This window comes from Streptomyces sp. NPDC001599 (assembly GCF_042893535.1).
Taxonomy (GTDB): Bacteria; Actinomycetota; Actinomycetes; order Streptomycetales; family Streptomycetaceae; genus Streptomyces.
Map to the genome: position 1 here is coordinate 118,348 of NZ_JBIAVA010000020.1, position 7,146 is coordinate 125,493.

General features: G+C 70.7%; 6 protein-coding genes. 2 read left to right on the plus strand and 4 right to left on the minus strand.

Annotation, left to right across the window (positions count from 1 at the left end):
• Positions 1–95: 95 nt before the first annotated feature.
• The 4 genes from ACFYZ3_RS34340 to ACFYZ3_RS34355 are packed head-to-tail and all read right to left on the minus strand — an operon-like array spanning position 96 to position 2,890.
• The gene (locus ACFYZ3_RS34340; protein ID WP_007450918.1) at positions 96–254 is read right to left on the minus strand and encodes a DUF6760 family protein; all 159 of its coding nucleotides are present in this window, start codon (positions 252–254) and stop codon (positions 96–98) included.
• On the minus strand, positions 251–784 hold the full coding sequence (locus tag ACFYZ3_RS34345) for a hypothetical protein (protein ID WP_388526138.1): 534 nt from the start codon (positions 782–784) through the stop codon (positions 251–253). Before ACFYZ3_RS34345 ends, ACFYZ3_RS34340 begins: the two co-directional genes overlap by 4 nt.
• The gene (locus tag ACFYZ3_RS34350; RefSeq protein ID WP_003974723.1) at positions 784–1,233 is read right to left on the minus strand and encodes a phage tail protein; all 450 of its coding nucleotides are present in this window, start codon (positions 1,231–1,233) and stop codon (positions 784–786) included. The genes ACFYZ3_RS34345 and ACFYZ3_RS34350 overlap by 1 nt, the downstream gene beginning before the upstream one ends.
• A gap of 52 nt (positions 1,234–1,285) precedes the next feature.
• On the minus strand, positions 1,286–2,890 hold the full coding sequence (locus ACFYZ3_RS34355) for a phage tail sheath subtilisin-like domain-containing protein (protein ID WP_388526140.1): 1,605 nt from the start codon (positions 2,888–2,890) through the stop codon (positions 1,286–1,288).
• A 457-nt stretch (positions 2,891–3,347) separates the two neighbouring features.
• On the opposite strand from ACFYZ3_RS34355, the gene ACFYZ3_RS34360 reads away from it, so the two are divergent.
• On the plus strand, positions 3,348–6,083 hold the full coding sequence (locus ACFYZ3_RS34360; RefSeq protein ID WP_388526142.1) for a hypothetical protein: 2,736 nt from the start codon (positions 3,348–3,350) through the stop codon (positions 6,081–6,083).
• A gap of 127 nt (positions 6,084–6,210) precedes the next feature.
• Positions 6,211–6,942: a DUF4157 domain-containing protein gene (locus ACFYZ3_RS34365; protein WP_388526144.1), complete on the plus strand. Its 732-nt coding sequence runs from the start codon at positions 6,211–6,213 to the stop codon at positions 6,940–6,942.
• Positions 6,943–7,146: the final 204 nt, after the last annotated feature.

Genomic DNA, 7,146 nt, shown 5'->3' on the forward strand with positions numbered 1-7,146 from the left:
GCCGAGCCCGCCGCCGATGCCGCGGCCCCGCCCCCGTTCCCGTTTCCCTCGCCGTCGTCGCGACGGCCCCGCAGCCGGTCCAGCAGTCCCACCGATCAGCCCTCCGCCGTGCCTCGCGTCACGAGGGACGCGATCTGGTCCGTGTACCGGCGGCGGTCCTGGTGTTCCAGGTCCAGGATCGCCTCCAGGCTCCAGTGGAAGTGGTAGGCGACGTACGCGATCTCCTCGTGCAGCCGGTCGGTCGCGTACGTCACGATTCCCCCAGGCGGCTCCCGCCGAGTTCCACCTCGAAGGGCTCCGAGCAGTGCGGGCACTCCACGGCCGCGCGGGTGTGCCCCTCCGCGTTGATCTGGCGGTAGAAGTCCTGGAGGAACGCCAGGTCGGAGGCGAACATGTTCTCCACGACGCCGTCGTGCACCATCGCCAGCGTGCCCAGCCGGGTGATGACCCGGCCGAGCAGCACCACCGACAGGTACGCCGGGTTCTCCTGCACCCGCACGTCGCGCAGCGGGATCAGCTCGTCCCGTGCCGTCGACAGGCGCATCACACCGTCCCGGTGCACCGTGCCCGACTCGTCGACGTACCCGCGCGGCAGCTCGAAGGGGAACTCGGTCTGCATCTGCTGCCTCGGGGCGGTGTCGACGGGGGGCCCGGCGGGAGCGCCGGCCGGGGAACCGGCCGGCGCCTCCGTGGGTGCGGCGGCGGGAGCCGAACGGGGGAAGTCCGCTCCCGCCGCCGCGGTCTGGGGTGCCGCGGCGGGTGCCTTGGCGGTGCTACGGCGCATTACTCGACGACCAGTTCTTCGAACACGATGGTGATGGTCTCGGTGAGCGCGTTGGTGTCACCCGCCTTCAGGGTGCCCGCGACGACCTTGCTGCACCAGGCGTTGCGCAGGTTCCAGCGCTTGACCGGGTTGTCCTCGTAGTCCATCACGATGATCGTGGCGTTCTTGCGGGCGGTGGCCATCCGGCCCGCCATGGAGTCGTTGATCCACTGGGTGAACACCGACGACTGGCTCATACCGCGTTCGACCTGGACCGAGCCGTCCTTGGCCACGCCCGGCATCAGGGTGACGTTGTTGCGGCCGGTCGTGCCCTGGTTCTGCTGGTACCTGATGACGTCCTGCTCGATCTGCAGGTTGGACACCGAGTTGAGGTACTCGACCATCACACCGTCGATCTGGATACCGAAATTCGGTGCGACGAGTACGTCTTCTGGTTTGGGGAGAGACATGAGTTCGCAGTCCTTCTAGAGGATGTGGGACAAGGGCGGGGGCGCGATCCGCCTACTCGTCCAGTTCGCCGCCGCCGCTGGAGAACTGGGCGAGCCGGAAGATGACGAACTCGGCGGGCTTGACCGGCGCGATGCCGATCTCGCAGACGACCCGGCCGAGGTCGACGGACTCCGGCGGGTTGGTCTCCTCGTCGCACTTGACGTAGTAGGCCTGGTCGGGGCTCTGGCCGAAGAGGGCGCCGTTGCGCCACTCGTTGACCAGGAACGCGGAGACGTTCCGGCGGATGCGGGCCCAGAGGTTGTGGTCGTTCGGCTCGAACACCACCCACTGGGTGCCGATCAGGATCGACTCCTCCAGGTAGTTGAAGTACCTGCGGATGTTCAGGTAGCGCCACGCCGGGTCGGAGGAGAGGGTGCGCGCACCCCAGACGCGGATGCCGCGGCCCGGGAAGGACCGGATGCAGTTGACGCCGATCGGGTTGAGCAGGTCCTGCTCACCGCGGGTGATCTGCAGCTCCAGGTCCACGGCGCCGCGGACGACCTCGTTGGCGGGGGCCTTGTGCACGCCGCGCTCGGAGTCGTTGCGCGCCCAGATGCCGGCGACGTGGCCGCTCGGCGGGACCAGGCGGGACTGGCCGGTGGCCGGGTCGAAGGACTTGATCCAGGGGTAGTACAGGGCCGCGTACTTGGAGTCGTAGCCGGCCGTCTCCTGGCGCCAGACGCGGATCTGGCGGGCGTTCTGGCTGGGCGGCGGGTCGATGATCGCGACGCGGTCGCCCATCAGCTCGCAGTGGGCTATGAGGCCGAGCTGGACGGCCTTGACGGCCTCCAGGTCGATCGCACCGCGCTGGTAGGCGGCCATCAGGTCGGGCACCGCGACCATGGAGATCTCGTCGATCGCCTCCAGACCGCCGAAACCGGTGCGGTCCGAGGAGTCGCCGAGGTACTGGGCGGGGCCGGGGTGCGCGCTCTCGGCCTGCCCGGCCGGGACGGCGGGGGCGGCGGACGGCGGCGCGGGCAGCGTCAGGGTCTGGTTCTCCGGCCGGACCAGCTGCGCGGACGGCGCGGCCTCCGTCACGGTGATGAGCTTGGAGCGCTCCTTGACCTGGGTGACGACGTAGGAGCGGTTGCCCTTCTTGGCGCTCACGTCGAAGGTCTCGACCGGCTTGTCGCCGTCCTTGACGATCAGCTTGAAGCGCTCGGCGGGGCCCTCGCCCTCGGGGTCGGCGACCTCGACGGTCAGCGGGCCGCTCTGGCCGGACGCGGTGGCCGTCACGGCGAAGGTGCCGAGCTGCTTGGGCTCGGCGGCGGGCAGCGCCTTGGCGGTGCTGCCGGTGACGGCCGCGGGGGCGGCGGCGCCGTTGACCGAACCGTCGGCGGCGGCGTCCTCGGCCGAGCCGCCGACGCGGACGACGTAGGCGGCCGAGCCGCCGTTGTTGAAGAACCCGTAGACGGAGTGCGCGAGGTAGTACCCGCCGGTGAAGTCACCGAAGGCCGCGACGTACTGCGTCCAGTTGGTCACCAGCGTGGGCTCGTTCAGCGGGCCGGTCGGGGCGAGACCGACGAAGGCCGCCACCGAGGTGCCCACTCCCTCGATCGGGCGCGAGCCGCTGGCCACCTCCTCGACGTAGACGCCGGGCGACAGGTAGGACGGCATGCTCTGCTCTCCTCGGGGTACGAGACAGGACGCCCCTCAGCCTCACGCGCGCGTTGCCGACGCCGAAACGTCCCCGGGGGCCGGAGCAGGGGCACGTTCCTTGCCCCTGGTCGTGCCCCTTGGGGCAGACTCCCGCCGCTTGCCGGCACTTCCCCCCGAAGACCCCTGGCGGACGCCCGGCGTTTCTGATTCAACATCTTGTGTCGACTGTCAGTTCGCCAGGATGTCATCTTGCGATCGAGCCCCGTTCCGGGGCGCGCCGTCCCGCCGCACCGGGGCGCTGCCCCGCGTGGGACGGGGACGGTGACTGGGTGTCAGGAGGGGATCGTCCGTGCCGGACCGCTTGAACCAGACGCAGAGACACCGCCCGGCCGGGGCCGCTCCGGCTCCGGCCCGCCCGCAGGCACGTCAATCACCGCCCCTGGCCTCGCTGCAGGCCGCGGCGGGGAACCGGGCCGTGACCTCGGCGATCCAGCGCGCGGCCGGTACCGCACAGCTCTCCAAGGCCCCGGCACCGGAACGGGCGACGACCTCGTCGACGCCGGACGATCTGCGGATCACACCGGTGACGGAGCCCGAGCGGCAGGCGGCCGTGGACGAGGTGGCGGAGCAGAAGAAGAAGGTCTCGGACGCCTCAGGGGCACGGGCGGACGCCGTGGCCGAGGTGCGGAACCTGACCGGGACGGCGATCGAGGCACGCAAGAAGGAGTCGGACGCCCGGGACAAGGCGGACGCGCTCGAGCGGGAAGTCGGGGACGCGAAGCGGGGAGAGCAGGATTCGCTCGAACGGGCGCGAGACGCCACGGGCGAGGCGAACGCGGCGACGAAGAGGCAGCGAAGCTCCCTTGCGGAGGCCGGGAGGCACGGCGAGACCGAGAAGGAGAAGGGCGCGGCGGCCGAAGAAGCTCGCAAGCAGGCGGATGGGTTCGCGAAGGAGGCCGAGGCCGCCGAGCAGAGGCGGAAGGACGCGGCGGACTTGGTGGCCCAACTCTCGGCAACGATCGAGCAGGCCCGGAAAAGTCAGGCGGAGGCCGAGGAAAGGGTGCGTCGGTTCTCCCGCCAGGCGGAGGAGGCCGCGGCGCAGCTGAAGGCCGCCGACGATACGGCGCGCAAGGCGGGGGACGTCGAGGACAAGGCGCAGGAGCAGGCAGCCGAGGCCGAGGTCGAGGCGGAGTCCGAGGAGCAGTTCGCGACGGCCATGAGGAAGCGGACCGTCGAACTGGCCGACGCGCTGAAGAAGGTGAAGGCGGCCAAGGAAGCGGCGAAGCAGAGGAACGAAGAGGCCGAAGGAGCCGGTGCCTCGCAGAAGGAGGCGGAAGAGGGCCAGGAGGAGGCCGCCCGGCTCCGGGACGAGGCCAACGAGAGCGCGAGGGAATCCGCGGAACTGGCGAAGAAGCTGGACCGCGAGGCCAAGGCAGCGACGGAGGCACGCGAAACCGCCGAGCAGGCGGCGGCCGGCCACGGTAGAACTGCGAAGGACGCACAGGACAAGGCCGAGAAGGCCCAGGCCGAAGCGGCCGGGTACGCGAAGACCGCGGGGGAGAAGCAGACGGAGCACGAAGCCGCCCTCGCCGCGTTGACACGCCTTGGACGAGAGGCCGCCGACGCCCGGCAGCGCGCGGCGGCCGCGGCGCAGGGGCAGCTGCGTCACGGGACGGCCGAGGACACGGCGAGGACGGAACTGGCCGCGGCGAAGGAGACCGAGAAGAAGGCCGCGGAGAAGAAGGCGGCCGAGGAGAAGGAGGCCAAGGAGAAGGCGGCCAAGGAGAAGGCGGCCAAGGAGAAGGAACCGGCCGGCGCCGAGAAGACGGATGGGTCCTCGCGCAACGGTGTCGCGCGCGCGGCCGACGGTGTCGGGCACGGGGCCAAGAAGGCCTCCGCCAAGACCAAGCCGTGGGCCGACGTCCCCGACACCGTGGTTCTCCGCGGCAGTGCGCCGCCCGGGGCGACGGTCCAGTCGGCATCGATGAAGCACGGGGACCACGGGACGGCGCACGACACTGTGATCCAGCAGAGCGTCGAGAACCCCATCAACCTCGTCAGCGACGTGACCGGGACCGTGAACGACATCGCGGCGATCAAGGATGCGGCCGGCAAGCGCCATGAGTCGGGCCCGGCCTCCCATGCGCATCGAAAGAACTATGTGGGCAAGCCCCTCGGTCTGGCGAGCAGCTCCCAGATGGCCGCCAACGACGTCCTGAAGATCGCCAACACGGGCACGAAGGCTGCCGGAGACCTGGCGGGGACGGCCGCGCTCGCAGATGCCGGCGGTGCCCTCACCATCTCGTTCTCGGCCATCCACGTGGGCCGCGACAGCATGGTCATCAAGAACACCCACGCCCAGCGCAAGAAGTTGAAGAACCACTTCGACGACGTGGCCGCGAAGCGCGACCGAAAGCTCCAGGACGTCCTGGACGACCTGGGGAGGGCCAGCGTCGGCCTGGCCGAGAGGGCCTCCGGACTTGGGGACTCGGAGGACGGCTTGAAGGCCGTCGAGGACCAGCAGGCCCGCGTCGAAAACCTCAGGACAGAGGTGCGGGAGCAGATGGCCGCCGCACGCGAATACGTGGTGCACAAGAAGAAGTGGAAACTGGGGCACCGCTTCGCCAACCTGACGGGCAACCTCGCGCGCATCGCAGCAGGTGCCGTGGCGATCGCCGCAGCCACGGGTGCGGTCACCGGCGGTGTCGCTCCTGGCGTCGCGGGCGGTCTGACGGCGGGGTTCCTGGGCGGCCTCGCCCTCAAGAAGAGCGTGAAGAAGGCCAACAAGCGCTACATCTCGGTACGGCAGCCGGACCGCTACGCCCGCACCACGCCGGCCCAGGAGGGAAGCGAGGAGTCCAAGGAGCCCGAGACGTCCGAGGCGTCGAGGATGTCCAAGGACGGCACGAGCAGGCGGGGCAGGAGGCGTGACGCCTGGAAGGAGGCGGTCACGGTGACGCACTCCATCAAGCAGGGGAAGCGGCAGCTCAGGGCGCAGGAGATCTACGCGGTCGCCGCCGGACCGGCCGTGCCGGCGGGCAAGAACGTTCCCCAGGACATCCGGGACGAGGCACGTGAGTTCCTCAAGGAGCTCAAGTGCGGCCCGGATGACCACAACCAGAAGGAAAAGGAGTGGCTGGACTCGCTCAACGACCCCGAGAAGCAGACGGAATGGGAAGAGGCGATCGCCAAGCAACTCGCTTCGCTCTGAGTGCCGCTTGCCGGGTCCGGACGCAACCCCGGGGGCCGTTGCCCCCGGGGTTGCCCGCGTAGACCTGCCGGTGGCGGGGAAGTTCCGGTAAGGCTGAGGGTCACACGTCCGGTGTCGAAGGGAGCGCATGGTGCGCGCGCACGAGGAAGCCGCCGACCAGCAGGCCGCCCGGGGCGGCCGCGCTCCGCAGCGGGTCACCCCCGCGCCCACCACCGGCGTGCGCGGAGCGCCGATGACCCAGGCGACGGTCCTGGCGCTGCAGAGCTCCGCCGGGAACGCCGCCGTCCAGCGGGTCGTCGCCCGGGACGCACACCAGCACGGCCTCGGCTGCGGCCACACCGTCCAGCGCAGCATCGACTCGGACGCGCACCAGCACGGCGCGGGCTGCGGGCACGACGGGATCGACGACCGGAGCCCGGAGGGGCAGCACCAGCTCCTGCAGGAGGCCAAGGAGTCGCCCAGTTCGACGCTCCCCGGCTCCTTCCTCAACAAGGCTGTGCCGTTCTACGACAATCCCGCCCTCGCCGGCGCCCGCATGCACACGGGCCCGGTCGCCCAGCGTGCGACGGCGGCGATGGGGGCCGAGGCCATGACGATCGGTATGGACGTGTTCCTCGGCCCGTCCGCCATCGGCAACGAGGAGATCCTCGCCCACGAGGCCAGCCACCTCGACAAGAACAGCCGGGGAATCACGGAGACGGGCAGCGGGAGCGGCGGCAGCCCCGCCGTCACCGACCCGGGCCAGGGCTCCGAGGTCGCGGCGGTGAACGACGGAGCGGCCTTCAAGGCCGGGCACACCACCGCCCCGTCCCTCGTCGCCCAGCGGGCGGTCGCGGACGACGTGGAGGGCGCGGAGTAGTCCCGGCGCCCCGCACGAGCGGCCCTTTGGGGCAACGCCCTTTGCCCCGAGGGGACCTGACGCTCCATCGGATCGCCCGTAGCGTCGGCGTGTGAGCCTGTGGACTTCGCTGGAGCCCGCGTCCGCGACTGTGGACCCCGGCAGTAGTACGCGTGTGCGCCTGAGGGTGCGTAATACCGGTGACGTGGTGGATGAGTACCGGTT